The 23,142-nt window shown below is 60.4% G+C and carries 25 protein-coding genes; 10 read left to right on the plus strand and 15 right to left on the minus strand.

Annotated elements, in window-relative coordinates; all coding sequences use genetic code 11:
* Nucleotides 1-30: 30 nt before the first annotated feature.
* Both FZZ88_RS07785 and FZZ88_RS07790 read left to right on the plus strand, forming a co-directional pair.
* The gene (locus FZZ88_RS07785; protein ID WP_166017448.1) at nt 31-579 is read left to right on the plus strand and encodes a bifunctional nuclease family protein; all 549 of its coding nucleotides are present in this window, start codon (nt 31-33) and stop codon (nt 577-579) included.
* The gene (locus FZZ88_RS07790) at nt 576-1,697 is read left to right on the plus strand and encodes an aldo/keto reductase (RefSeq protein ID WP_166017449.1); all 1,122 of its coding nucleotides are present in this window, start codon (nt 576-578) and stop codon (nt 1,695-1,697) included. The genes FZZ88_RS07785 and FZZ88_RS07790 overlap by 4 nt, the downstream gene beginning before the upstream one ends.
* On the opposite strand, the gene FZZ88_RS07795 is transcribed toward FZZ88_RS07790, so the two are convergent.
* The 5 genes from FZZ88_RS07795 to topA are packed head-to-tail and all read right to left on the minus strand — an operon-like array spanning nt 1,686 to nt 7,647.
* Nucleotides 1,686-2,699 (minus strand): ABC transporter substrate-binding protein, encoded by a 1,014-nt coding sequence (locus FZZ88_RS07795; RefSeq protein ID WP_166017450.1) that lies wholly within the window; start codon nt 2,697-2,699, stop codon nt 1,686-1,688. The genes FZZ88_RS07790 and FZZ88_RS07795 overlap by 12 nt on opposite strands.
* Nucleotides 2,696-3,895: a nicotinate-nucleotide--dimethylbenzimidazole phosphoribosyltransferase gene (locus tag FZZ88_RS07800; RefSeq protein ID WP_166017451.1), complete on the minus strand. Its 1,200-nt coding sequence runs from the start codon at nt 3,893-3,895 to the stop codon at nt 2,696-2,698. Before FZZ88_RS07800 ends, FZZ88_RS07795 begins: the two co-directional genes overlap by 4 nt.
* Nucleotides 3,867-4,520, minus strand: a complete 654-nt coding sequence (locus FZZ88_RS07805; protein WP_166017452.1) for a DUF2232 domain-containing protein — start codon at nt 4,518-4,520, stop codon at nt 3,867-3,869. Before FZZ88_RS07805 ends, FZZ88_RS07800 begins: the two co-directional genes overlap by 29 nt.
* A complete protein-coding gene (locus tag FZZ88_RS07810) occupies nt 4,517-4,948 on the minus strand; it encodes a hypothetical protein (protein ID WP_166017453.1) in 432 nt (143 codons plus the stop codon). The genes FZZ88_RS07805 and FZZ88_RS07810 overlap by 4 nt, the downstream gene beginning before the upstream one ends.
* Nucleotides 4,948-7,647, minus strand: a complete 2,700-nt coding sequence (gene topA / locus FZZ88_RS07815) for a type I DNA topoisomerase (protein WP_166017454.1) — start codon at nt 7,645-7,647, stop codon at nt 4,948-4,950. The genes FZZ88_RS07810 and topA overlap by 1 nt, the downstream gene beginning before the upstream one ends.
* 111 nt (nt 7,648-7,758) lie before the next feature.
* On the opposite strand from topA, the gene FZZ88_RS07820 reads away from it, so the two are divergent.
* Genes FZZ88_RS07820 through FZZ88_RS07830 form a run of 3 tightly spaced genes read left to right on the plus strand, consistent with a single transcriptional unit; the run spans nt 7,759 to nt 10,427 of the window.
* Nucleotides 7,759-9,330, plus strand: a complete 1,572-nt coding sequence (locus tag FZZ88_RS07820) for an NAD(P)H-quinone oxidoreductase subunit N (protein ID WP_115024090.1) — start codon at nt 7,759-7,761, stop codon at nt 9,328-9,330.
* Nucleotides 9,323-10,009, plus strand: coding sequence for an ABC transporter ATP-binding protein (locus FZZ88_RS07825; protein WP_166017455.1), 687 nt, complete (start codon nt 9,323-9,325; stop codon nt 10,007-10,009). Before FZZ88_RS07820 ends, FZZ88_RS07825 begins: the two co-directional genes overlap by 8 nt.
* Before the next feature lie 31 nt (nt 10,010-10,040).
* On the plus strand, nt 10,041-10,427 hold the full coding sequence (locus FZZ88_RS07830; RefSeq protein ID WP_166017456.1) for a response regulator: 387 nt from the start codon (nt 10,041-10,043) through the stop codon (nt 10,425-10,427).
* Here FZZ88_RS07830 and FZZ88_RS07835 read toward each other — a convergent pair.
* On the minus strand, nt 10,369-11,484 hold the full coding sequence (locus FZZ88_RS07835) for a PAS domain-containing sensor histidine kinase (protein ID WP_230332858.1): 1,116 nt from the start codon (nt 11,482-11,484) through the stop codon (nt 10,369-10,371). The two genes, FZZ88_RS07830 and FZZ88_RS07835, sit on opposite strands and share 59 nt — an antisense overlap.
* Before the next feature lie 90 nt (nt 11,485-11,574).
* The gene (locus FZZ88_RS07840; protein ID WP_166017458.1) at nt 11,575-11,961 is read right to left on the minus strand and encodes a PAS domain-containing protein; all 387 of its coding nucleotides are present in this window, start codon (nt 11,959-11,961) and stop codon (nt 11,575-11,577) included.
* 85 nt (nt 11,962-12,046) lie between these two features.
* Between FZZ88_RS07840 and FZZ88_RS07845 the strand changes: the two genes are divergently transcribed.
* The gene (locus FZZ88_RS07845) at nt 12,047-12,775 is read left to right on the plus strand and encodes a response regulator transcription factor (protein WP_166017459.1); all 729 of its coding nucleotides are present in this window, start codon (nt 12,047-12,049) and stop codon (nt 12,773-12,775) included.
* Between the two features lie 24 nt (nt 12,776-12,799).
* On the opposite strand, the gene FZZ88_RS07850 is transcribed toward FZZ88_RS07845, so the two are convergent.
* The 5 genes from FZZ88_RS07850 to FZZ88_RS07870 are packed head-to-tail and all read right to left on the minus strand — an operon-like array spanning nt 12,800 to nt 16,833.
* Complete coding sequence (locus FZZ88_RS07850; protein WP_166017460.1) at nt 12,800-13,690, minus strand: M23 family metallopeptidase; 891 nt, start codon at nt 13,688-13,690, stop codon at nt 12,800-12,802.
* Nucleotides 13,691-13,724: 34 nt separating this feature from the next.
* Nucleotides 13,725-14,516, minus strand: a complete 792-nt coding sequence (locus tag FZZ88_RS07855) for a biotin--[acetyl-CoA-carboxylase] ligase (RefSeq protein ID WP_226423703.1) — start codon at nt 14,514-14,516, stop codon at nt 13,725-13,727.
* On the minus strand, nt 14,500-15,690 hold the full coding sequence (locus FZZ88_RS07860; protein ID WP_166017461.1) for an aminotransferase class I/II-fold pyridoxal phosphate-dependent enzyme: 1,191 nt from the start codon (nt 15,688-15,690) through the stop codon (nt 14,500-14,502). The genes FZZ88_RS07855 and FZZ88_RS07860 overlap by 17 nt, the downstream gene beginning before the upstream one ends.
* Nucleotides 15,677-16,003 (minus strand): thioredoxin, encoded by a 327-nt coding sequence (trxA, locus tag FZZ88_RS07865; RefSeq protein WP_166017462.1) that lies wholly within the window; start codon nt 16,001-16,003, stop codon nt 15,677-15,679. Before trxA ends, FZZ88_RS07860 begins: the two co-directional genes overlap by 14 nt.
* A gap of 56 nt (nt 16,004-16,059) precedes the next feature.
* Nucleotides 16,060-16,833: a PspA/IM30 family protein gene (locus tag FZZ88_RS07870; RefSeq protein ID WP_166017463.1), complete on the minus strand. Its 774-nt coding sequence runs from the start codon at nt 16,831-16,833 to the stop codon at nt 16,060-16,062.
* Nucleotides 16,834-16,897: 64 nt separating this feature from the next.
* On the opposite strand from FZZ88_RS07870, the gene FZZ88_RS07875 reads away from it, so the two are divergent.
* Nucleotides 16,898-17,413 (plus strand): DUF721 domain-containing protein, encoded by a 516-nt coding sequence (locus FZZ88_RS07875; protein WP_166017464.1) that lies wholly within the window; start codon nt 16,898-16,900, stop codon nt 17,411-17,413.
* A 19-nt stretch (nt 17,414-17,432) separates the two neighbouring features.
* Nucleotides 17,433-18,044, plus strand: coding sequence for a sulfotransferase family 2 domain-containing protein (locus FZZ88_RS07880; protein ID WP_166017465.1), 612 nt, complete (start codon nt 17,433-17,435; stop codon nt 18,042-18,044).
* Here FZZ88_RS07880 and FZZ88_RS07885 read toward each other — a convergent pair whose 3' ends face one another.
* From FZZ88_RS07885 to FZZ88_RS07895, 3 genes are read right to left on the minus strand one after another with little or no spacing between them, the layout of a single operon-like run.
* Nucleotides 18,045-19,874, minus strand: a complete 1,830-nt coding sequence (locus tag FZZ88_RS07885; RefSeq protein WP_166017466.1) for a glycosyltransferase family 39 protein — start codon at nt 19,872-19,874, stop codon at nt 18,045-18,047.
* The gene (locus tag FZZ88_RS07890) at nt 19,849-20,958 is read right to left on the minus strand and encodes a glycosyltransferase (RefSeq protein ID WP_166017467.1); all 1,110 of its coding nucleotides are present in this window, start codon (nt 20,956-20,958) and stop codon (nt 19,849-19,851) included. Before FZZ88_RS07890 ends, FZZ88_RS07885 begins: the two co-directional genes overlap by 26 nt.
* Nucleotides 20,955-21,896 carry a DMT family transporter gene (locus tag FZZ88_RS07895; protein ID WP_166017468.1) on the minus strand — a complete coding sequence of 314 codons (942 nt, stop codon included), beginning with the start codon at nt 21,894-21,896 and terminating at the stop codon, nt 20,955-20,957. The genes FZZ88_RS07890 and FZZ88_RS07895 overlap by 4 nt, the downstream gene beginning before the upstream one ends.
* 53 nt (nt 21,897-21,949) lie before the next feature.
* On the opposite strand from FZZ88_RS07895, the gene sppA reads away from it, so the two are divergent.
* Together sppA and aroH are read left to right on the plus strand one after the other, a co-directional pair.
* Entirely contained in the window at nt 21,950-22,762 is an 813-nt protein-coding gene (gene sppA, locus FZZ88_RS07900; RefSeq protein ID WP_166017655.1) for a signal peptide peptidase SppA, read from the plus strand.
* Nucleotides 22,759-23,142, plus strand: coding sequence for a chorismate mutase (gene aroH, locus FZZ88_RS07905; protein WP_166017469.1), 384 nt, complete (start codon nt 22,759-22,761; stop codon nt 23,140-23,142). The genes sppA and aroH overlap by 4 nt, the downstream gene beginning before the upstream one ends.

Below are 23,142 nucleotides of genomic sequence, written 5' to 3' on the forward strand. Positions count from 1 at the left end.
GCCATAATCGGATAGAGCCGCGCCGCCGACATGGTCGAAATGAGCGTCGCCGGAATCGCCCTCGATGCCGCCAACCGAACCCCCATGGTGCTCCTGCGGGATCCAAGCGGCCGACGTCAAGTTCCGATTTGGATCGACCAGGCGCAAGCCCACAACATCATGGCCGGACTGCAGGACGGAGCACCACCCCGGCCTCTCAGCCATGACCTGATGGCAGCGCTGCTGGTGGCTGGAGGGCTCGAGCTGGAGCGCGTGATTGTCCATGCGATCGAAGACAGCACCTTTCACGCAGTCTTAAAGCTTCGTCCTGATCTGGACGAAGGGGAATTAGCCGAAGACGAAGCGCTGGAATTGATTGAAGTGGATGCCCGACCCAGCGACGCCATCGCGCTGGCGATCAGAACTGGGAGCAGCATCTGGATGCTGGAGGAAGTCGTCGCTGAAGCATCAATTCCGGTGGATGCGGAGGCCGATGCCGAAGATCAAAGTGCCTTCAGCCGTTTTGTCGACGACCTCAGCCCAGCGGCACTGGTGCGCCATCTGCGCAACCAGGACAACGAAGCGCCCTCGGAGGAGTGAAAACCCGCGCCTTTGGTAGCGGCCGCCCCGTCAGCCTGTTCAGCCTGGGAACGATGCGAGCCCTCGACTCAGGCTCCCAGATGGCGGAGGTGCTCAACGCGGCAGCGGCAGCGGGGATCAACCACCTTGAAACCGCCCCTGCCTACGGACCTGCCGAGCGTTTTCTGGGAGAGGCTCTTCGCCAGACCGCCCGGAGAGCTTCAGACCACTGGGTGATCACCAGCAAACTGCTGCCGGGGTTGACCTTCGAGGAGGGGCAACGTCGCCTTGACCAGATCCTGGAGCGCCTGGGCTGCCAACACCTCGACAACCTTGCCGTCCATGGCATCAACCGTGAGGAACACCTTGACTGGGCTCTGATGGGGAATGGTTCCAAACTTCTCGACTGGGCTCTCAACAGCGGCCGCGTCACCCAGGTGGGCTTCAGCAGCCATGGCAGCAATCCGCTGATCGATCGGGCGCTGCGTAGCCAGCGATTCACCTTCTGCAGCCTGCACCTGCATTGGCTTGACCCCAAGCGGCTGCCCTTAGCCCAGTGGGCATTGAGCCATGGGTTTGGAGTGATGGCGATCTCCCCAGCAGACAAAGGAGGGCGCCTGCAGGCACCAAGCCCAACACTGGTGGAGGACTGCACCCCTTTTGCGCCCTTGCAACTGGCTTACAGATTCCTGCTGGCACAGGGCATCAGCACCCTGACTGTTGGTGCTGCTGTTCCCGATGATCTCCAACTCGCTGCAAGGCTGGCGCAGGAGGATGGCCCTCTCAGCGATGCAGAGCAACAGGCCTTATTAACGGCACAGGTGCGACAGGAAGCGCGGCTTGGCCAAGAGCAATGCAAGCAGTGTCAGGCGTGCCTCCCCTGCCCAAAGCAGGTTCCGATTCCCGAACTCTTGCGTCTGCGCAATCTGGCCATCGGCCATGAGCTCACCGCTTTTGCACAGGAGCGTTACAACCTGATCGGCCGTGCAGGCCACTGGTGGGAAGAGCACGATGCCTCGGCCTGTGAACGCTGTGGGGAGTGCCTGCCCCGGTGCCCACATCAACTGCCCATCCCTGATCTGTTGGCGGACACCCACCAACGGTTGGTGGCTTCACCGCGACGGCGTCTATGGAGCTGAATCACTCCAGAGGCGTTCCAATTCCTCCCTCCCTTGCGGCGGCAGCGGCGGCAGCGACCAACAGCGTGACCAGGTGTCGGAAGGAGGAAACAACAATGGCTGAAGACGAGCAGGCAGAGCGTTTTGATCCGCCATTGCCCCTGGCATCGAATCTGACGACGTGATTGGGGCACGCCAGCCCAGCTGAACGAGGCGGCGGCGCAGGGGATCCCGCCAACCCTGTTCAACCCAGCCTTGGGGCACCGGCTCGCGGCTGGCTTCCGGTCGAAGCAGAACGGTCCAGTGCAAGGGTGCGCCGGATTCGGGCAGAACAGCCCGAAGACGCGGATCCCGTCTCAGCAGAGCAATGCAGCGGTTGAGCGGGAGAACAACCACCCGGGCATCGCCCTTGAGGAGCCAATTGCTGGCCTGACGATCATCAAATGTGAGCACCTGTCGACGGAGCTGGCTCAAAGCCTTCCCCCCACCTAAATGGTCCGCCAGGCTCATCACCAGTCGGGGGCTGGCGGGCAGCACCACACGCCCTGCCAAGGCGGAATCCAGCAACAAGGGCCAACCCTCCTGCGCCAAGGCGCCGTCATCCCGCAGCAACATCACCCAGGGACTAACGGCCAGCGGCAACACCCGACCCTGGAGCGCCCCCCCCAGCGCTTCCAGCAAAGACTTGGCCTGACCATCCAACTGACGGGAAAGCGGTTCAGACGCAATGGGCTGCAGCGTTTCAGGCGGGTGGGCGTCAAGCCACCCATCCCCCATCACCAGCAGATCGGCGCGGGCCCAATCCTGCGGCTTCCAGTCCTGCTGCGATGGAGCAAGAGTCAACCGCCATGGTTTAGGCAAGGCATCAGCCCACGGTTTCGGCAACACTCCAGCCGGGGCCATCAGGGTTGGAGCCGCTGTCGCCTGACGACAGCCGGCCAGCACGACTGACCCCGTCGCCCCGATCATCTGGAGCACATGGCGCCGGCTCAGGGAACCCAACCGCTCACTCCAGACGTTCATGGCGTTGACGTTACGGGGCGGTTGAGCAGCTGCTCCAAAGCACGCTCACAATCCCGCACCAGTTCGGAACAAGTGCATCCGCGCAGCTGGGCAAGCAGCAACAGTGCACCGGCCCCCACACCTTCTTTCACGTATCCCCGCTCATAGTCAAGCAACGGCTGATGGGTGCTGCTACGAAAACGGACGCCACAGGCCAGGACTGACAGCGAAGCATCAACAAGGCCGGCGGTGGCATCCACAAGCCCCCCCAAGGGGGACTGGCTCGTTGCAGCGACTCCCTCATCAGCGAGCCAGCCGGTTGTGCCGATGAGCACCTGAGCCGCCAGGCGTTCCCGCTGGCTTGCAGTCAAGGCCTGCATCGCAAGTGCCAGAACAGCCAGCATCTGGCACCCCCCACCAAGCAACAGCGGTTGTCCCGCCGACACGGCTCCCACCAGTACCCCTGAGGCAAAGGCCTGAAAGGGGTCACCGACAGCGGCAAGAATCTGCTCGGGGCAAGGATGCGCGCCGAGGGATGCGCGCTGCAGCCCTTTGGTCACCAGCTCTTGCTTGAGCTGCTGAGGGGGGTGGCGTGCACTGCCACTAATCAGATGAGCGACCTCAACGCCGAGGGCCGTCAGCACAGCTTGCGCGGTTGTTGTCCCTCCCGGAACACATTCCGCGAGCACTAGGGGGCGTTGCAACCGCCTACCCAGAAGCTCTCCACGTCGCCAAAGGTGCTGCACCCGCGGCAACGGCATCGCCGCACCGCTCGACAGACACGCCGATGGCCCCTGATCGAGAGCTTCAATCTCCAGGTGGGGAAAATCGGGTCTCTGCGTTAAGCCGAGGGCCGCCACCTGCGGTTTCAACTTCAACCGGCGCGCCGCCACGTGGCTGAGCAGAGCGGGGGAGACACCAGCGGGCAGCGGCGGGAGAGGCCAACTGCGATGCCCAGCCGGCCCTTGGATCAGGAGCTCCGCATCAGCAAGGGCCGTGAAGCGACGCGAGGCCGCAGTGGAGCCTGCGGCAGAGATTCCCTCATGCTCCGCCGTCTGCGTGGCAGCCAGCACCAGTAACAGATCCACGGATTGATCCCTGGACTTCCAAGGATGGAGGGACTCCTCATGCAGAGGCCTTACTCCGAGACGTCCCAGCTGTTGACAGCCCTGGGGCAACACGGACGGATCAGAGGGGGTCGAGGGCAACGAGTCCATGCAGCAGCCTCGGAGGCTCAGGAATCGGTGATCTCAGGCGGGGAAAAATCCAGTACGCCAGAGCATGCAGCGAAAGGACGTAGATGACCTCCTGAACCACCACCAAGAGAAGAGCCATCAACTGAACCTGGGTGAGATCGGGGGTGATCGGAAGATGAAGCGCCACGATCACTCGGTCGAGCAGAGCAGCACCTGCACGGGTGATGACGACCCAGAGGTTTTCTCCCACCAGCAACGAGAGCACCACAACTCTGACCAGGAAGCCTGCTGTTCCAAGAACGACTCCGCCCGACCAGCTCAGCCACCAGCTGACACCCCGGCACCAGCTCCAGCCCAGCCACAGTGATAAGAGCCCGTAAGGGAATAGCAGAAGTGGGCCACGCAATGGACCCATCAGCGCTGTGAGCAGCAGCACAGAAAGCAACAGACCCTCGGCACCGGAGCGGCTGCCACGGCGCAACTGCAGCAGGATCAGTGGAAGAGGCAGGGCCAGGCGGAAGAGAGCACCACCCACCGGGAGGTAGTAAAGAGCCAGCCAAATCAGACCCGTCGCGGCAGCGAGATAAGCCCCCTCAACCAGCCTCAGTGCCTGCTGGCGACTCAACCGGGGGGTTTCTGCAGTCATGGCTCGACCCGCTCAATCCGTTCAACCGCAAAGCCGACATCCGCCTCACGCAGCGCTCGGGTGACGGCCTCAGCAGGAGCCGCGGGATCGGCTCCGGCCAAACGGATGGTGATCCGGTAAGGCGCCTGGGGCAGACGTTGTGATGCGGTTGGCCGAGGTGTTGTCTCCCGCACTAGCTCCTGCGAATCCTGAGAAACAGGGGCTGAGATCGCTGGGGTTGGGGAGTTCGGCTCTGCAGGGGATGCAACCTCAGGTGCCGATCCAGTGGGAAGGTCCCCCGTTGGGCTGGTCTTGGAAGCCTGAACTGGCGCAACCTGCATCGGCCTGTCTTCAGGCACCGCAAAGGAACGTTCCAACTGCTCGGCGACCGGTGTCCCTGCACAGGCCTGCAGAAGCCCTACGGGCAGCATCCAAAGCAGACGGGGCATCAGTTTTCAGCTGGCTTGATCACCCGCACCGCACTGGCCCTAAGACGACCGGTCTTTGTGGTGGCGGGGGGTTTTTTAGCCGCAGGCTTTTTGGCTGCTGGCTTCTTTGCCGCTGTTTTTTTGGCGGCGGTTTTGCGACCGCCCTTTTTCGAGGCCGCCTTGGCGGCGAGCAGTTCCACCGCTTCCTCGAGGGTCACATCATCAGCACCCTTGCCTTCCGGCAGCGAAGCATTCACCTTGCCCTGCTTGACATAAAGGCCGTAGGGGCCGTCATAGACCTGAATCGTTTCATCACTGCCCTCCGGCTTGCCGAGGTCTTTAAGGGCGGTGCGTCCACCCCGACCACGTTTGGGCATGGCCAGCAACTCGAGAGCACGGCTCAGTCCCACCCCCAGAACATCGTCATCTCCCTTCAAGGATCGGTAGTCCTTCTCGCCCTTGCCCTTATCCCAAACCACGTAGGGGCCAAAGCGGCCCAGCCCCGCCTGAATGCGCCCACCATCCGGGTGCTCGCCCAGAAGACGCGGCAACCGCAGCAGTCCAAGCGCATCCTCCAAGGTGAGGTCCTCAGGCTTCTGTCCCTTGGGAAGGGACGCGCGTTTGGGCTTGGGATTCTCATCACTCACCTGCCCCCGCTGCACATACGGGCCGTACTGACCGAACAGCAGGTAGACCAGGTCACCCGTTTCCGGATCCTCGCCAATGGATTCGGGGCCGTCAGCCTTCTGTTTGAGGATCAGTTCGGCCTGATCTTCATCCAGATCAGCCGGGGTGATCTCCCGGGGCAAGGTGGCCTTGATCAGCTCCTCCTCACCATCGTCGCTGACGCGTTTGGCCTCCAAGTAGGCGCCAAAACGGCCGATGCGCACCACGGAGGACAAACCCTCGAGGTCGATGGTGCGAGATGCACCGGGATCGATGTCCCCTTCCCGCTGCTGAACCTGGGTTTCAAGACCCTCATCACCCTTATAGAAGCCCTCCAGATAGGGAAGCCACTGCACCTTGCCGTGGGAGATCTCATCCAGAGTGTTCTCCATCCGAGCGGTGAAGCTGGTGTCGACCAGCTCGGGGAAATGCTCTTCCAGCAACGCCGTCACAGCAAAAGCGGTGAAGCTGGGGGTAAGTGCATTGCCCAGGAGTGTGGCGTAACCACGATCAACGATCGTTCCGATGATCGAGGCGTAGGTCGACGGCCGACCGATGCCCTCTTTTTCCAGCATCTTCACGAGGGAAGCCTCGCTGAACCGTGCCGGGGGTTGGGTCTGATGACCCAGCGGCTCAACAGCCTTCGGCTCTGGTGCATCCCCAACGCTCAGTGCCGGCAACAACACTTCCTGACCTTCAAGTGCTGCATCCGGATCATCACTTCCCTCCACGTAGGCGCGGAAGAAACCGGGAAAGTCAATGCGCTTGCCGCTGGATCGGAAACTGGCTTCTCCTGAGCTGAGATCCACCGACAGCATCGTCAGCCTTGCTTCGGCCATCTGACTGGCAACGGTGCGCTTCCAAATCAGTTCGTAGACCGCCAGGTCTCTCCCATCGAGGCCTGTTTCGCCGGGGGTGCGGAAGCTTTCGCCTGAGGGACGAATCGCTTCGTGAGCCTCCTGGGCGTTGCGAGCTTTGGTGCTGAATTGCCGCGGCCCCTTGCTCAGATACTCCTTGCCGTAAAGGCTCTCAACACAGCTGCGCGATGCATTGATCGCTTGATCAGACAAATGCACCGAGTCGGTGCGCATGTAAGTGATGAAGCCCCGTTCGTAGAGGCCCTGGGCACAGCGCATGGTTTCCCGCGCTGAAAGCCGCAGTTTGCGATTGGCCTCCTGTTGAAGAGTGCTCGTGGTGAATGGGGGCACAGGCTTGCGCACGGTGGGCTTCTCCTCCACCGCATCCACCGTCCAGGCGTTCGATCGCACGGTTTCAGCCAACGCCTTGGCCTCGCTCTCACTGAGTAGCCGAACGGCACTGCCCGCCTTCAGCCCACCGGTGCTTTCATCAAAATCGTTGCCGGTGGCGATGCGCTGTCCACCCACGTGAGTGAGCTTGGCCTCAAAGGCACTGCCCGACTGCTCGAGCTGGGCCTTGAGGTCCCAGTAACTTCCGCTGCGGAAGGCCCTGCGGGCCCGCTCCCGTTGCACCAGAAGCCGAACCGCAACGGACTGCACACGTCCCGCGGAGAGCCCCCAGGCCACCTTTTTCCAGAGGAGAGGAGAAAGGGTGTAACCCACGAGGCGATCGAGGATGCGCCTGGTCTCCTGAGCGTGGACCAGCTCCATATCGAGATCGCGGGTCTGATCCAGCGCTTTGCCGATGGCTTCCTTGGTGATTTCGTGGAACACCATCCGCTTTACAGGCACCTTTGGAGCCAAAAGCTGCAGCAAGTGCCAGCTAATGCTCTCTCCTTCCCGGTCTTCGTCCGTTGCCAGCAGCAACTGATCAGCACCTTTGAGGGCGTCCTTCAACTCCCGAACCACTTTTTTCTTGTCCTTCGGGACCACATACAGCGGATCAAAATCCGCTTCCGTGTTCACGCCAAGGTTGGCCCACTTCTGCCCTTTGGCAGATGCCGGAATCTCGCTGGCGTTGTTGGGAAGGTCGCGGACATGCCCCATAGAGGCTTCAACTTTGAATCCCTTGGGAAGGAAGCCACGGATGGTCTTGGCCTTCGTGGGGCTTTCAACGATGACGAGGGTGTGCGCCACTAGCGGCAAGTGAACCGTTCTCCTTCTTTATCGCACCAAGCATCGCTGTGCATGTCCGTCTGCGCGTCAAGCGCCGCTACAGTCGCCGCAGCGCAACGGTTCCAGGCTGCCATGCCCGACATGGGTGCATTCCTTCTCGCCACCCAGGCCATGGCTGCCCCTGGTGAGCTGCTGAATCTGTCTCTCAATGCCTCCGCCGTACTGCCTGAAGGTGCAGTGCTTCTGGCGATGATTGCCACCCTCTTGGTGGACCTGGCCGGTGAAAAGGTCGCCACACGTTGGGTACCCCCGATTTGCTACCTCGGCCTGGGCAGCTCCCTTGTCCTGCTGGCCTTGCAGTGGAATGCGCCGCTCGAGCCCTCGTTCCTCGGGGCCTTTCTCGCCGACAACCTTGCTGTGGCCTTCAGGGCTGTCATCGCCCTGTCCACCCTGCTGTCGCTGCTGATCAGCTGGCGCTACGCCGAGAAAAGCGGTACGCCTGTTGGCGAATACGCCGCCATTCTTCTCGCAGCCACACTCGGCGCGATGCTGCTTTGCGGCGCAACAGATCTGGTGAGTGTGTTCATTTCACTGGAGACGCTCTCCGTGGCCAGCTACCTGCTGTCGGGCTACATGAAGCGGGATGCCCGCAGCTCCGAAGCAGCGCTCAAATATTTACTGGTGGGTTCGGCAGCTGCTGCTGTTTTTCTCTATGGCTCTTCGTTGCTGTACGGCCTAAGCGGCAGCACAAGCCTCGACACCATCGGACTCGCCCTGCAGACCAGCACCACTCCTCTCGCCGCATTGGCATTGGTGTTTGTGCTGGCCACCGTTGCCTTCAAGATCGCTGCTGTTCCCTTCCACCAGTGGACTCCTGACGTCTACGAAGGCTCTCCAACCCCTGTGGTGGCTTTCCTTTCCGTGGGCTCCAAAGCTGCGGGTTTTGCTTTGGCTCTCCGCATCCTCGTTGGCTGTTTTGGTGCCTTCGATGGCCAGTGGAAGCTGTTATTCACAGTGCTGGCCGTTCTGAGCATGACCCTCGGAAACGTGGTGGCTCTGGCACAGACCTCCATGAAGAGAATGCTGGCCTACAGCTCCATCGGCCAGGCCGGCTTCGTGATGATCGGCATGGTCTGCGGCACCGAAGACGGTTTCGCCGCGATGGTTCTTTATATGGCGGCGTACTTGTTTATGAACCTTGGGGCCTTTGCCTGCATCATTCTCTTCTCCATCCGCACGGGCAGTGATCGGATCTCGGATTACGCCGGCCTCTACCAAAAAGATCCCCTTATCACTCTTGGCCTAAGCCTCTGTTTGCTCTCCCTGGGTGGAATCCCACCGATGCTCGGTTTCTTCGGAAAGATCTATCTGTTCTTTGCTGGTTGGGCGAACCACCAATACCTGTTGGTGGTGGTGGGCCTGGTCACTTCTGTGGTCTCGATTTACTACTACATCTCCGTCATCAAGATGATGGTGGTGAAGGAGCCCCAAGAAGCTTCCGATGTCGTCAAGGCCTACCCAGAGGTCAACTGGTCCTTGATGGGCATGCAGCCTCTGCGTGTTGCTCTGATTGGGTGTGTGGCGATCACCGCTGTTGGAGGGATCCTCTCCAACCCCCTCTTCCAGTGGGCCAACACAGCAGTTTCAGGCACACCACTGCTGCAGCAAGCCATCGCTCTGTCCAGCTTGAAAGGCCTTGGCTAAGGGATTACAAGCTGCAGTCGCTGAACTCAATGAAATCAGCAAGATCTATGGATCCGGTGATCTCGAGGTCAAAGCACTTGATCAACTGAATCTCACCGTCCGGGAGGGGGATTACCTGGCGGTTATGGGAGCCAGTGGATCTGGCAAAAGCACGGCGATGAATATTCTTGGCTGTCTCGACCGGCCCACTCGTGGGTCTTACCGGCTGAATGGAGTGGCCGTTGAACAGTTGGACGACGATGCGTTAGCGGACGTCCGTAACCGCTCGCTCGGGTTTGTCTTTCAGCAGTTCCATCTCCTTGGTCATGCCAGCGCCATGGAGAATGTGATGCTGCCGATGATCTACGCGGGAGTTCCGAAGGACGAGCGCATTGAGCGCGCCCAAGCGGCCCTGAGCCGCGTTGGCCTGGCGCAGCGTCTAGAGAACAAGCCCAACCAGCTGTCCGGAGGGCAGCAACAACGGGTGGCCATCGCCAGGGCCATTATCAATCGCCCCAGCCTTCTGCTGGCGGACGAACCCACTGGCGCCCTTGATTCCAGCACCACCGCCGAGGTGCTGGAGCTGTTTGATGAACTTCACCAGCAGGGCATCACCTTGGTGATGGTCACCCATGAGGACGATGTAGCGGCCCGAGCGCAGCGCATTGCGCAGTTCCAGGATGGTCGGGTGCTCAAGTGATGACCACAATGAGTGCAGTGCTCGAGCAGTAATGGAAGAGACCCCTAAGGCTCTTCGTGTTGCACTCATTGAGGATGACCCGCGCATTCAGCAACTGATCTGCGCTGAAATCACCGATGAGGGGCACAACTGCTTCAGCTTCGGTTCCGCAGAAGACTTCCTCGACGCAGCAGGCTCCGACAGCTTTGATCTGGTGCTGTTGGACCTCATGCTGCCGGGCATGGACGGCTTGACCTGTCTGAAACAGCTGCAGCGGAAGGCAGCCTCAGGAGCAGCCCGAAGGGTGGTGATCGTGACGGCTCTCAATGATGACGACAAGCGACGCGAGGCTCTCTCCAACGGAGCAGAGGCCTACGTGCTCAAGCCGGATCTGTTCGAACAACTGCCTCAACTGCTCCGGATGCCTTCGATGCCCTGAGCCTGAGAAGCAACCGCACGATCGTCGATGTTCCTTGCGATGAGGGCTGCTGGTGGAGGGTCAGCATTCCTCCACACCCACTGACCAGTTCGCGCGCCAAGGCGAGCCCCAAACCAGGGCCCACCACCTTGTCGCCATCCCGGTCAGGCTTGCCCCGGAAAAAAGGTGACGACCACCGTTCCAGATCCTCGGAAGCCACAGGGGCATCAAGGCTCTGACTGGTGAACTCCAGGATGCAGTGCTCCAGCCCGTCGCCCCCAGCAAAGGTGAGCTCAATCGGCATGGATCGATCGCCGTGCTGACAAGCGTTGTCGAGCAACTGATCCAACGCCAGCATCAAGGCCCTTGGATCGGTTTGGACCACCACGTCATCCCCACATTCCAAACCCTGCAGCTTGAGATTCGGAGCTAACTCTCGGGAAGCGTCAGACCAGCGCTGAAGCAGAGGCCCCAAGGGGTGGTCGCCACAGCAGACCAGATCCGGATCCACCTCCAGGCGCGTGAGCAGCGAGAGATGACCGAGCAACTTTTGAATCCGGGCCATTTCCTCTCGAGCCATCGTGAGGCGGGAGCTCACTGCGTTGGGAAGGTTCTTCAACCGAGCCATCCGTTGCAGATTTCCGCTCACGATCGCCAGGGGCGTGCGCAGCTCATGGGTCAGATCAGTCATGAAGCGCTGCTGCTGAACCAGAGCCCGTTCCTCAGGGCTGAGGTCGCGCAACGACAGCAACAGGAACGACGACTGAATCAACTCGACCGGCCGCCAACGCAACAACTGCACCTGTGATCCATCTCCATCACGAGACAGCACATGACAACGACTCTCTCCAGAAGTTCGCGGCAAAGGCATCTGAGGATCCAACAGCTGAAGAGCTGTTTTGGAGTGAGGATCCAAGGGCCTGAGCTTCAGAACATCAGCCAGGGTTTGATTCACCACCTGAATCGGAACCCCTCCCACCAACAGTTCAGCAGAGGCTTGATTGGCCCAATGGATCCTGCGATCTACATCGACGATCACCATGGCTTCGCTGGCCGCATCGAAAGCGACCTGCAGCATTCCAAGGGACTGCCGCAGTTGCGCGATCAGTTCACTGTCACTTGAGGATGACGAAGAGGAGGCTGAGCTGTTCATGCCAGACGGCTCATCTCAGCTCGATTCCATCAACGGTCGCAGCGTCGCTGCAAACGACCAGCTGCCGTCATCGTGTTTCTCAGCCACGATGAAATGTTCACTCTCAATGGCATGCCCATCCGAGCAAAACGTTGCCAGTTTCAACGGGTGATTCAGCACCTTCGACACCTCCGTCAGTTTGAAACGAGCAAACCCGGCGTGATGGGAATCGCGAAAGCTTGGAGGCAGGATCAGACCGAGGGATTGACCGAGTAGAGCTGCTTCGGTCCAGCCATAAATGGCCTTAAAAGGTTCGTTGATTTCCTGCACGATTCCCGAAGCATCAGCACGAACAAACGGGAGGTCTTCCTGCTCTCGGAGTGCTCGGATTCGATCCTCTGTCCAGGCTCCTGGTGACGACATACCGAAAAGCAGCCGATTTCAATGTAGGGACAAAACCCTTGAAATTACTTTCTGTGCCTAGAGTGGATTGAGGTTTTGAGGCCGGATGTCACTGGAATCCCAGCCCCGTCTCCGTGTCCTTCTTGTTGACGACGAACACAAACTGACCGATCTGCTTCGTCTGGAGCTTGATGTCGAGGGGTACGACGTTGATGTCGCTTCTGATGGAGCGAGCGGCCTGATCCGCAGCCGCTCCGAACCCTCTCCCGATCTGATCATCCTTGATTGGAACTTGCCGGACTTCAGCGGCATCGACATCTGTCAGCGCATCCGAGCCGGGGGAATCACCATCCCAATCCTGATGCTCACGGGGCACGACGAAATCACAGATCGGGTCAAAGCTCTGGATGCCGGGGTTGATGATTACCTGGTCAAGCCCTTTTCCATCGACGAATTGATGGCTCGGCTGCGTGCCATGCACCGCCGCGCCGAAACGTTCTCAGGGCCTGCCAATGGATCCGACGTCAACGAAGTTCTCCAGGTCGCCGACCTCTCCATGAACACCCGGACCCGGGATGTGAATCGTGGAGATCGATCCATCAAACTGTCCGTGAAGGAATACGACCTGCTCAATTTCCTGATGCGAGGTGCCGGCAGGGTGCTGGAACGTCAGGAGATCATGCATGGGGTCTGGGGAGAAAACTTTTATGGGGACGACAACCTTCTCGATGTCTATATCCGCTATCTGCGTCAAAAAGTCGAACTGGACGATGCTCCAGCCCTGATCCACACCGTCCGCGGCGTTGGATTCATCCTCAGGGAACAAGCGAGCTGAGACCTATGTTTCGCTCAGGTGCTCTCAGGGCTGCTGCCGTTCAAGGCTGCGCAACACCTGGCCAAGCAGCACCGAGACAGGATCATTTTCGAGACTCATCACAGAGGACAGATCCAAATCCCCTGGATCAACGGCCTGCCAACCAGCCCGCGATGGTGTGCGCAACTCGAAATGTAGATGCGGACCCGTGCTGAGACCTGTGCTGCCAACGCGTCCAATCACCTCTCCCTGGCGCACCTGCTGACCGGGTCGTACATAGATCTCCGAGAGGTGGCCATAGAGCGTGCGACGCAATGGATCGGCATGTTCCAGTTCGATGGCGACGCCATAGCCCCCCGCAAGACCACTGGTTAAAACCTGGCCCGAGAGAGCCGCCACGACGGGAGTCCCCTCAGGTGCCGCGAAATCCCGACCGGCATGCATCAGCCAACTCCCCAGGATCGGATGCAGACGCCAGCCAAACCCACTGCTCTTGAAGGCGTCTCCAGCAACAGGGAAGAGCAGTCGGCTATTGCCGTTTCCAGGGCTTGGCAGAGGACGCGGCGTGACCGCAAAGACGGATTCCAACCGGAATGAGCCGCCATCGCGGGCGAGAAGCGCTGACACGGGAATACGCAGCGGCTGCTTGGAGGGGATCAAGCGAACACGGGCAGAGGATGGTGCCCCAGGCGAACGCCTAGCCACACCGGAGGCACACTCCCGACGCGACAGAGCCCCACTGCGACAGGCTTCTTCGAAACGGCTGCGGCCCATGGGAACCGCTGGAGCACCACCGCGCTGGAGCATCCTGCGCTCCTGGGGAGTGATCACCCGTTGGCGCTCCAGAGCATCAAGAGACTGGTCAAAACCCTGAGCAACCGCTGGTGGGATCAGCATCCAGATCGCCGCTAACCAGCTGAGCACTGGATGAGACATCGTCTAGGACAAATCCTATGGACGGCGGCGGAACTCAGGGCCAGCGGCGCCAGCTTTCGGTCCTTGAACCCTGACGCAACCGAAGAGCACCATCGTTTTCAAGGCCAGTGATTTGCCAGATCTGACCATCCTGAGGATGAAGGAGATGATCCGACCAGAGACGGGCCTGAACTCCATCGATGCACCAGGCACCATCGCCTCCAAGGCCGTGACAGTGATCCAAGGCAAGCAGAACCTCCGCTGTCCAACGGATCGGATCCGCAGCCTGCTGCCCTTCAAGCCTCCGCAGGGCAATGCCCTCGCCAGGAACAGGATTCCGCACATTCAGGCCCAGTCCAATACGGAGCAAACGCAGCTGGGAACCACGCTGCACCACCCCCGGGAGAAGACCGGCCAATTTGCGGCCCTGAACCAGCAGGTCATTGGGCCATTTGATCTGAACCGAAAGGCCCCGCTGCTCAAGCCGTTGCGTCACAGACAGTGCCAGCGCCAAGCCCAGGAGACCGGCTTGACCAGACGCATGACTCCTCCAGGGCAAAGCGGCACTGATCCAGACACCACCTTCAGGGGAAAGCCAGGTTCGACCCCACTGACCGATGCCCCTGCGCTGGTGGGTGGCGATCACAGCGCGCGGCCCCGTCAACGAGGGCTGATCCTGCAACCAAACCGCCAGCAAGTCCTCTGTACTGCTGCACACAGGCACACGACGAATGGTCCATGGGCGCGCTGATGCACCTGCAATACGGCGGTAGATCGCCATCAAACGACCACCACCCCGTTGAGGGCGTCGATGCTTGGTCATCCATCGATCAGTCATCCATTGCATCCGCGAGACGCGATGCGGCCTCCACCAGTTCATTAACGGGCCGCACCAGCGCCATACGCAGCCACTGGCGACCGCCGGCACCGAAACCCGACCCCGGGGTCAACGCGACACCGCTGCGCTGGAGCAGTTCCCTGGCGGCATCCTCATCACTCCAGCCCTGACCACAGGCCGCGGCTGGCAAGGGGAACCACAGGTACATCGCCATCTCTGGAGAGGGAACCGACCATCCACGTGCAGTGAGAGTCTCCACCACACGATCCCTGCGCTCGCGATAGATCGGATGCAATTGCTGCGGCCAATCAGGGAAGGCTTGCAACGCCTGGATCGCACCTTGCTGCAGAGCCAGGCTCTGATTGAAATCGATGACAGCCTTGGTGCGACGCAATGCGGCAATCACTGGTGCTGCGCCAACCGCGAAACCCAGCCGGAACCCTCCAAGGCACCAGCCCTTCGACAGGGAGAAAAATTCAATGCCGGACGCCCTCCAGTTCGGAGCATGCAACAGGCAGGGAGGCTGCCCATCCAAGGCGAGATCGACATAGGGATTGTCGTGAGCGATCACCACGTCGTGCCGGGCACCGGTGGCCATGATTTGGTTGAGGTCTTCCTGATCCCCAACCCTGGCTGAAGGGTTGTGGGGATAGCCCAGCACGAACAACTTGAGCTGATCCCAGAGCTGGGAGGTGATGACCGTCAAATCCGGTCGCCAGTCCTGTTCCGGGGAAAGCGGCAAGGCCTTGGTACTAGCTGCCGCAAGATGCAGCCCACCGGTGTGGGATGGATAACAGGGGTCCAGATGCAGGGCAGCGTCACCTGCATCGAGCACCGCCAGCGGCAGATGGGCGGTTCCTTCCTGGGATCCCACCAGGAACTGAACCTCCTGCTCGGGATCCACAGCGACATCGAAGCGATGGCGACACCAGTCCGCGACGGCGGCATGCAGAGGCCTCAGACCGGTCTGAAGGCAATAGGAACCGCTGCTGGGATCCATGACCGCTGAGGCCATCGTTTCGAGCAGGGCCGTAGGTGGCCGAAGATCGGATGATCCGATAGAGAGATCCACCAGATCTGGACGCGCAGATGACGACGCCTCGACCAGGTAGGCATGCTTGGCAGCATCAACGCGGGCGAAAACGGCGTTGCCCAGCGACGCGAGCCGCTTAGAGGTTGGCATCCAGGAAGGACTGCAGCTGCGCTTTGGCGATGGCACCTTCATGTCGCGCCACCACCTCACCATTACGGAACAGGATCAGCGTGGGAATCCCTTGCACCTGATAGGCGTCACGGGTCTTCGGATTGGCATCAACTTCGATCTTTCCAACGCTCAGGCGATCGCCATAGTCGCTCGCGACCCAATCCATCAATGGGGCGATTAGTCGACAGGGGCCACACCAGGCAGCCCAGAAATCGACGAGGACCGTGCCGGAAGCCTTCAGCACTTCACTTTCAAAACCAGCATCGGTGAAATCGGCAACAGCTCCAGCCAAGGCACTCAAATGACTGATCAGATCCTATGGAAAAGCGGATGACTTTCCCCGGATGGTCAGAGCTTGTCGATGGATCGCTTCAAATCTTCGAGCTCGGCATCCACTTCCTCCACCTGCACGGGCTTCACAGCCTCGGCCGCATCGGCCGCCGGCAGAGCGACCGCTTCAGGGCCTCCCTTCAGCTGAGCTCGCAGCGCTTCGAGATCCTCATCAACACCACCACCGGCTTCCAGGGCTGCGAACTGGCTCTCAAGATCAGATCCGGCCAGCTCAGCCGCGGCCTGGCCGGTGGCCTCCATGGCCTCCACCTTTTCCTCCATCCGCTCGAAGGCAGCCATGGCTGAATCGGTGCCGATATTGCCGACGGCGCTCTGCAGCTGCTGCTGAGCCTTAGCGGCCTGCGCTCGGGCCTTGAGCATGTCTTTTTTGGTCTTGGCCTCGGCGATTTTTCCTTCGAGGGCGACCAGACTCTTCTTGAGGGATTCCACCTGCCCGTCTTGGGCCTGCACCTGGGATGTCAGTGACGTCGCCGTCTCCTGGAAGGTCTTACGACGGGTGAGTGCTTCACGAGCGAGGGATTCCTCTCCCTTTTTAAGAGCCAGCTCGGCGCGCTCGTACCAGGTCTTCGATTGGGCAGCGGCCTGTTCAGCCTGGTTGGTCAAACGCTTTTGACTTGCAATCGCGAGAGCAACGGCCTGACGCAACTTGACCAGATCCGCCTGCATGTCCGAGACGGACTGGTCGAGGATCTTGGCCGGGTCCTCCATACCGCTGACAGCAGCGTTGGCATTGGCGCGAACCAGCCTGCTCAGCCGATCAAAGAAACCCATTACTTGGCCTCAGACGCGCTGAGATTAGCGAGGTTCTCGCAACGGTTCTGCCTAGGATTAAGCCATGGCGGTTGCACCTGATTCCCAACGGCGGCGTCTGCCGGGCCTGGAACTGCTCCAATCAGCGCCCCCGCCGCCTGCAGAACCTTTGAAAACCTGTCTGGGCGCGCTTCAGAGGGAGTGGCGTAAGGACGATCATCTGGCCGCGCTGTGGCAGGACTGGCCCCGGGTGGCAGGCGCCCAACTGGCTCCCCACTGCCGGCCCTTATCCCTCCAACGTGGGGTGCTGACCGTTGGAGCCAGCCATCCCCAGTGGCGCCAGGCACTCCTCTACAACCGACCACAGCTCATCAGCGCCCTGCATCAAGCCGGCCACGCGGTGCGTGATCTGCGCATTCAGCAACACCACTGCCTTCAAGCCCCTGTCTTGGAAAGTGAAGCCAGCATTTGGGCCCAACATCCAAGCCGCACGGATGTCCATGGCATGGGGGCCTGCCCTGACTGCGGTAGACCGGCACCCAACGGCGAAATGAAGCTCTGGGGGCACTGCGGTTTTTGCCACAGACAAACCCTTACTTAGCCCCTAGATCCCAAAGAAAATGAGTTTATTCTTACCCAAATACAATGCGATCTTCCTGCACATTCCGAAGTGCGCAGGTCAATCAATTGAAAAAGCCCTGGGATACAAACACCATCACCGAAACCACAAAGTTAACGACCTACCAGACGACCTAGAAAATTACTTCCGGTTCACCTTTGCAAGACATCCGGTTCGACGCTTCATATCCGCCTGTAACTACAACTTAAAAGTGGCCAACGCCATACGCAAACAGCTGGAGCGAGCAGATTCAAAATCCCTTAGCTCATCCAAGGAATACCGCCTACACCTCATCACCAGCAATTCAAACTACGACTCAATCATCAACGATCTCACCGATGGAAAACTAAAGAAAATACTCTTCTTCAAACACCAAAAACATTGGCTCCAAAAAGGCAAACCTCAGTTCATCGGAAGAGTAGAAAACATCAACACCGACTTCGCTATTCTTTCAAAAATTCTACGCATCAAATCCAAGCTCAAGCGCACAAATAAATCACCTGACATAGCCAGTCTTGGGAACTTTTCAAAAAAGAATTTCCGAGAAGTTGTCGAGTACTACAGAGAAGATTTCAACGCAACTGGATATTCAGCCAAGCACTCGGCCCTCTGACTAGTACCGCTCAGGACGCGGCTCTCGCCAGTCGGCCTCAACACCTTCGTCCTGCAGGGTTCTTGCCCGTTGCTCAAGGCGACTGCGGTCCAGACGCCACACGTCGTAAATCCCGATCTGACCGAGCAGCTCAGGTTGCAGGTCGTTCCAGTGATCACGTTGTGCCGTGCCGCGATCGATCAGCACCAGCACGGTGCTGGATGCACCCGGGCTACCGAGGGGGTATCCCCGCCAGCCCCGCCGCTGTTCATGGGCCAGGCGATCCGCAATGTTGACCAGGGCGCCATCGGATTGCCCCTCATACAAGATCACCTGTCTTGTGTAGAAGTGCAGCGAAGGCTTCATGGCTCCAACCATGGCCATCGGTTCTCGGCTGCGCTGTTGCGACAGCATTAATGCAGCAGCGTCGCGGACCGGACGCTGACGCAGACGGTCTGCGAGTTCGGCAATCGGCACTAGAGCCGTGAGGTGAAAGCCCAACAGGCAGGCCTGCATGGCCAGCAACGCCTGACCAGCGGAGCGTCGCTGCTGCAACAGCAAAGCCCCAAGAGTTGCTGCTGCACTGAACCAGATGGCGGCATGTCCCAAAAGACCACTGACCAACAGATCCACCGACAACGTCGGCATCTCTGGATCGTCGATCAACGGAACCCAGAGCGATCCCAGCCAAAAGCCACCAGCCAGGACGGCGATCAGAGCCAGGCTGGTGACCCAGGCCAGCCGTTGCCAACGGGATGAGCCCAGCGTGGCCTGGGCCACCAGGAGGGCCGCTGCAGGGATGGCGGGCAACCAATAACTGGGGAGCTTGGTGGCTGCTGTGGTGAACAGCAGCAGAACCGCCAACAGCCAACAGGCAGCGAATTGATGCAGCGAATGCTCAGGGGCGGTCCGCGATCGAGGCACCCGCGCCAGCCCCAACAACAGGTATGGCGTGAACGGCAGCGCAGCCACGAGCATCACCGGGCCGAAAAACCACCAGGGCTGAAGGTGATCATTCACCACGGACGTGAACCGTTGAAGATTGTGGTAGCCGAAGAAGCTGTCCCAGAAGGGCTGTCCTTCCACCAGCAGCTCAAGGGCGTACCAGGGAAGACTGATCAGGGCGGTGAGCAGCAACCCAGGCAACGGTCGCAGCCTCTGCCAGGGTTGAACGAGATCCCGTCGCAACGCTGCGAACATCAGCAGAGCGAGTCCTGAAAGCACAACAGCGACCGGCCCCTTGGCCAGAACCGCGAAACCGAGGATCACCCAAGCCGGCCACCACGCCACCTCTTGAGGGGCGGCAAAACGCCGCCACTGCAGCAACAGGCTGAGACCCAGCAGGCCACACAGCAGGGCATCACTCACCGCGGTGCGGCTCCAGACGAGCACCAGGGGCGAGAAGGCAAATGCCAGCGATGCAATCAGTGCCGTACAGCGGGGACGCGCATCACCGGGGAACGGCCAGCGCAGCAAGGTATCGGCGAGGCCAAGCATCAGCCCGACCGTGGCCAAGGCGGAAGGAAGTCTTGCCGCCCAACTTCCGAGAGGATCCCAAACTTCACGTCCGGGCAGCGCGTAACCGAACCCCATCAGCCAGTACACCAGGGGCGGTTTATCGAAACGAGGCAAGCCGTTGACCCGAGGCGTCAGCCAGTCGCCGGTGTCGGCCATGGCCCGCCCCGCTGCTGCGAACAATGGCGGTGTTTCATCCACGACGCCGGTGGATCCCAGCCCCCAGAGCGTGACCACGAGTCCCAGAGCCAGAACAAGCGCCAGAATCTGGCGTCGCTGTCGTCCTGAAACATTGACCGACAAGGAACTCTCAGCGCCTGGGGGTGATGCTGACATCCGCCATCAGTCCTGTTCGAATCCAGGCTTCAACACGCTGGCTAAAGACCTCGCAGGAGGCATGGGCCTCAGCCCAGCTGCGGCAGGCGGAGCGCTCAATGCTGCCGACATGTCGCAGGGCCTCCGTAAGAGCGTCGACATCGTCGGGAGGAACCAGCCAGCCCGTGCGGCCTGAACAAACCAGCTCTCCGGGTCCGCCGCGGTCATAGGCAACAACCGGAACCCCACAGGCCAGGGCCTCCACCACAACATTGCCGTAGGCCTCGTTCCATTTCGGGGTGTTGATCAGAGCGCGGCAGCACCCCAACTCTTGCTGCAGCTCTGTGGTCGATCGAAAACCGCGCCAATCGATCGTGCCTGCGGGAACGCTCGACTCCACCTGCCGGGCATAGGCCTCATCCTCACGAAACCCCCAAACAAGAAGCTGTTCTCCCAGGGCAGCAGCGGCAGCAGCAGCATCTTCCAAACCCTTTTCGGGAGCGATGCGACCCGCCCAACCCAGGGGACCATTGGTCTGGATCTGAAAGGTGTAATTGGTCAGATCAAATCCGTTGCCCACCACTTTTGCGGGAGCTGGCAGCTGAAAATCAGCGGCCTGGCGATGCGTGTGAAAGGCGAGGCGATGGGGGTCCCAGGCGGCGACAGCTTCGATCACATCGCGCATCACCGCAGCCACATCCCCCATGCTGATGAGATGAAAGAGCTTGGCTCTGACCCGTTGCGTCAGCCACATCGGCAGCCAGTCATAGCCACCGTTGATCACGGCATCGGCTGATTGACCTGCATCGAGGGCGGTCTCCCAGAGAGCAGGCAAAAGACCGTTGCGGGGAATCTCGACCGGTGCAAGCTCTGCGGCGTGCTGCCAGCTCGGCTGATTCACACCCTCCACCTCCAGCAACTCAACACCGCTGCAGTCGTCGGGAAGTGTTGAGCCTTTGGCGGCCACAACGGTGAGCCTGTGACCACGCCGTACCAGCCCCTGAACCAGCGATCGCAGGGTGAGCTCCACACCACCTCCCTCGCCACTGCCGAGGGCCCCGATTGGCGTGTTGACAACGACGAGGTGGAGCGGAGCAGCCGTCATGAAGAGGCGTCCGTGATCGACAGCGGCTCCCAGATTCTTCGCCTTTGACTCACGAAGATCACCGACACCAGCACCATCACAACACCAATCCACTGGAGCAGATCAAGGCGCTCGCCCAGCAACCAACCTCCGGTGGCCAGCGCGAAAACCGGTGTCAGGAATCCCAGGCTGCTGAAACTGGTGAGGTCGCGTTGATTGGCGAACCAGAAGAACAACCCATAGGCCAAAGCGCTTCCGAGAAGGCTCGCGTAGCCCATACGCGTCCAGTCTGTTGCCGTCCAGGCCAGACCAGCATCAGTTCGCTGCAGGGCATGGACCAAAAGCAGAGGAAGTCCCCCCAGCAACATGTGCCATGCCGTAACGGTGACCGGATCGCTGTGGCGTGATGCAAAGCGAATCAATACCGTCCCAGCCGCCATGGCGACGGCCGCCAGCAACATCCAGCCCTCGCCGGGCTGAAACAGCTGCTGCACCACTGGAGGGTCAGCCAGCAGCCACCAGTGACCCAGCAGCTCAGCGGGCAAACCGATGCAGACGATGCCTGCCAGACCGATGGCCAGCCCCATCCAGCCGATGGGATTGATCGACTCCGTGAACAGGACGCGAGCCATCAAGGCCACCAGCAGAGGCTGGCAATCAATCAAGACAGAACCGAGACCCGCACCAGTCCCCTCCAACCCCCGCGCCAAAAGCCCTTGAAAAAAGGTGGCATCCACCAAGGTGAACAGGAGGAACCAAAGCAGGTCTCGGGGATCGATCGTCAGGCCACGACCGGTGCACTGCCCCCAGAGCAGAAGGGCCAAACCTGCTGGGACCAGTCGCAAGCCAGCGACAAGCCATGGGCCAGCGCTATCGAGCAAAGGAGCCATGGCAGTCATGGCGGTTCCCCAGAGCGCGAAGGGCAGCACCATCAGAAACCAGAGTCGCAGTGACGGCATGAATGGGCGCTTGGGTGCTCTTTTTAAGATCTGGAGTGATGCAGATGCGCAACATGTTCTGGCCCTGGCGGCGCAAATCCCGACGACGAATGGCTCGCATCGTTGTTGACGGCCCCATTACGGGTGCCACCCGGCAGCGGGTGTTGAAAGCTCTGCGGGAGGTGAAGCAGAGGGAATTTCCAGCCTTGCTGCTGCGAATTGACAGCCCAGGCGGCACGGTTGGAGACAGCCAGGAAATTCATGCGGCCCTCCTGCGGCTCAGAGAACAGGGCTGTCGCGTGGTGGCCAGCTTTGGCAACATCTCCGCCTCCGGTGGTGTCTACATCGGCGTCGCAGCGGAGAAGATCGTTGCCAATCCAGGCACGATCACCGGTTCAATCGGTGTGATCCTGCGGGGAAACGACCTCTCCAAGGTGTTCGAACGGATTGGAATTCGCTTCGACACAGTGAAGAGTGGTCCGTTCAAGGACATCCTTTCCCCTGATCGCCCGCTCAGCGATGCGGAACGCGCTCTGCTTCAGGAACTCATCGACAGCAGTTACGGCCAATTTGTGGGCGTTGTGGCGAAGGGGCGAAACCTTGAGCTGGAGACGGTGAAGCGCTTCGCCGATGGACGGGTGTTCAGCGGTGAACAGGCGCAGGCCCTGGGATTGGTTGATGAACTCGGGGACGAAGACCATGCCCTGCGCCTCGCGGCGCAGCTGGCAGATCTCGACGAGGACGACATCCGTCCCGTCACCCTGGGCAAACAACGCCGCAAACTCAGCGGTCTGCTGCCGGGATCCCAGCTCTTGCATCAACTTCAGCAGCGCCTGTCGATCGAGTTGATGGGAAGCGGTCAGGTGCTCTGGCTTTACCGCCCATGACCAGCTCTCCCCTCGTTCTGAGAGGCCTGCGTGGGGCCACCACCTGCACGGAGAACAGCACGGACGCCATCCAAGCGGCTGTGAGCGCGTTGATGGACGCCCTGGTGGATCTCAATGGGCTAACCGCAGACCAGTTGGTGTCAGTGACCTTCTCGGTTACGGCCGACCTGGACGCCTGCTTCCCAGCCGCCATCGCCCGGCGGCGCCCCGGCTGGGACACGGTGGCCTTGCTGGACTGCCAACAAATGGCCGTCCAAGGAGATCTCCCTCGCTGCATCCGTGTTCTGGCCCACGCCTGGATCCCTCAGGACCAGACGCCCATGCACCCCTATCAAGGCGATGCACAGCGGCTGCGACCAGATAGATCTGGTCACAACTGA

Origin of the sequence: Synechococcus sp. PH41509 (assembly GCF_020514285.1) — a bacterium.
Classification (GTDB): domain Bacteria; phylum Cyanobacteriota; class Cyanobacteriia; order PCC-6307; family Cyanobiaceae; genus Parasynechococcus.

What these genes read in the sequence shown, in the direction of transcription:
- FZZ88_RS07835 (WP_230332858.1), bottom strand. Translation starts at nt 11,484, where the DNA reads ATGCTGCAGGTCGCTTTCGATGCGGCCAGCGAAGCCATGGTGATCGTC.
- FZZ88_RS07875 (WP_166017464.1), top strand. Translation starts at nt 16,898, where the DNA reads ATGGCGGTTGCACCTGATTCCCAACGGCGGCGTCTGCCGGGCCTGGAA.
- FZZ88_RS07890 (WP_166017467.1), bottom strand. Translation starts at nt 20,958, where the DNA reads ATGACGGCTGCTCCGCTCCACCTCGTCGTTGTCAACACGCCAATCGGG.
- FZZ88_RS07785 (WP_166017448.1), top strand. Translation starts at nt 31, where the DNA reads ATGGTCGAAATGAGCGTCGCCGGAATCGCCCTCGATGCCGCCAACCGA.
- aroH (WP_166017469.1), top strand. Translation starts at nt 22,759, where the DNA reads ATGACCAGCTCTCCCCTCGTTCTGAGAGGCCTGCGTGGGGCCACCACC.
- FZZ88_RS07855 (WP_226423703.1), bottom strand. Translation starts at nt 14,516, where the DNA reads ATGCAATGGATGACTGATCGATGGATGACCAAGCATCGACGCCCTCAA.
- FZZ88_RS07850 (WP_166017460.1), bottom strand. Translation starts at nt 13,690, where the DNA reads ATGTCTCATCCAGTGCTCAGCTGGTTAGCGGCGATCTGGATGCTGATC.
- FZZ88_RS07845 (WP_166017459.1), top strand. Translation starts at nt 12,047, where the DNA reads ATGTCACTGGAATCCCAGCCCCGTCTCCGTGTCCTTCTTGTTGACGAC.
- FZZ88_RS07870 (WP_166017463.1), bottom strand. Translation starts at nt 16,833, where the DNA reads ATGGGTTTCTTTGATCGGCTGAGCAGGCTGGTTCGCGCCAATGCCAAC.
- FZZ88_RS07805 (WP_166017452.1), bottom strand. Translation starts at nt 4,520, where the DNA reads ATGACTGCAGAAACCCCCCGGTTGAGTCGCCAGCAGGCACTGAGGCTG.
- FZZ88_RS07880 (WP_166017465.1), top strand. Translation starts at nt 17,433, where the DNA reads ATGAGTTTATTCTTACCCAAATACAATGCGATCTTCCTGCACATTCCG.
- FZZ88_RS07830 (WP_166017456.1), top strand. Translation starts at nt 10,041, where the DNA reads ATGGAAGAGACCCCTAAGGCTCTTCGTGTTGCACTCATTGAGGATGAC.
- FZZ88_RS07820 (WP_115024090.1), top strand. Translation starts at nt 7,759, where the DNA reads ATGCCCGACATGGGTGCATTCCTTCTCGCCACCCAGGCCATGGCTGCC.
- FZZ88_RS07885 (WP_166017466.1), bottom strand. Translation starts at nt 19,874, where the DNA reads ATGTCAGCATCACCCCCAGGCGCTGAGAGTTCCTTGTCGGTCAATGTT.
- FZZ88_RS07895 (WP_166017468.1), bottom strand. Translation starts at nt 21,896, where the DNA reads ATGCCGTCACTGCGACTCTGGTTTCTGATGGTGCTGCCCTTCGCGCTC.
- sppA (WP_166017655.1), top strand. Translation starts at nt 21,950, where the DNA reads ATGTTCTGGCCCTGGCGGCGCAAATCCCGACGACGAATGGCTCGCATC.
- FZZ88_RS07795 (WP_166017450.1), bottom strand. Translation starts at nt 2,699, where the DNA reads ATGAACGTCTGGAGTGAGCGGTTGGGTTCCCTGAGCCGGCGCCATGTG.
- FZZ88_RS07800 (WP_166017451.1), bottom strand. Translation starts at nt 3,895, where the DNA reads ATGGACTCGTTGCCCTCGACCCCCTCTGATCCGTCCGTGTTGCCCCAG.
- FZZ88_RS07810 (WP_166017453.1), bottom strand. Translation starts at nt 4,948, where the DNA reads ATGCCCCGTCTGCTTTGGATGCTGCCCGTAGGGCTTCTGCAGGCCTGT.
- FZZ88_RS07840 (WP_166017458.1), bottom strand. Translation starts at nt 11,961, where the DNA reads ATGTCGTCACCAGGAGCCTGGACAGAGGATCGAATCCGAGCACTCCGA.
- FZZ88_RS07860 (WP_166017461.1), bottom strand. Translation starts at nt 15,690, where the DNA reads ATGCCAACCTCTAAGCGGCTCGCGTCGCTGGGCAACGCCGTTTTCGCC.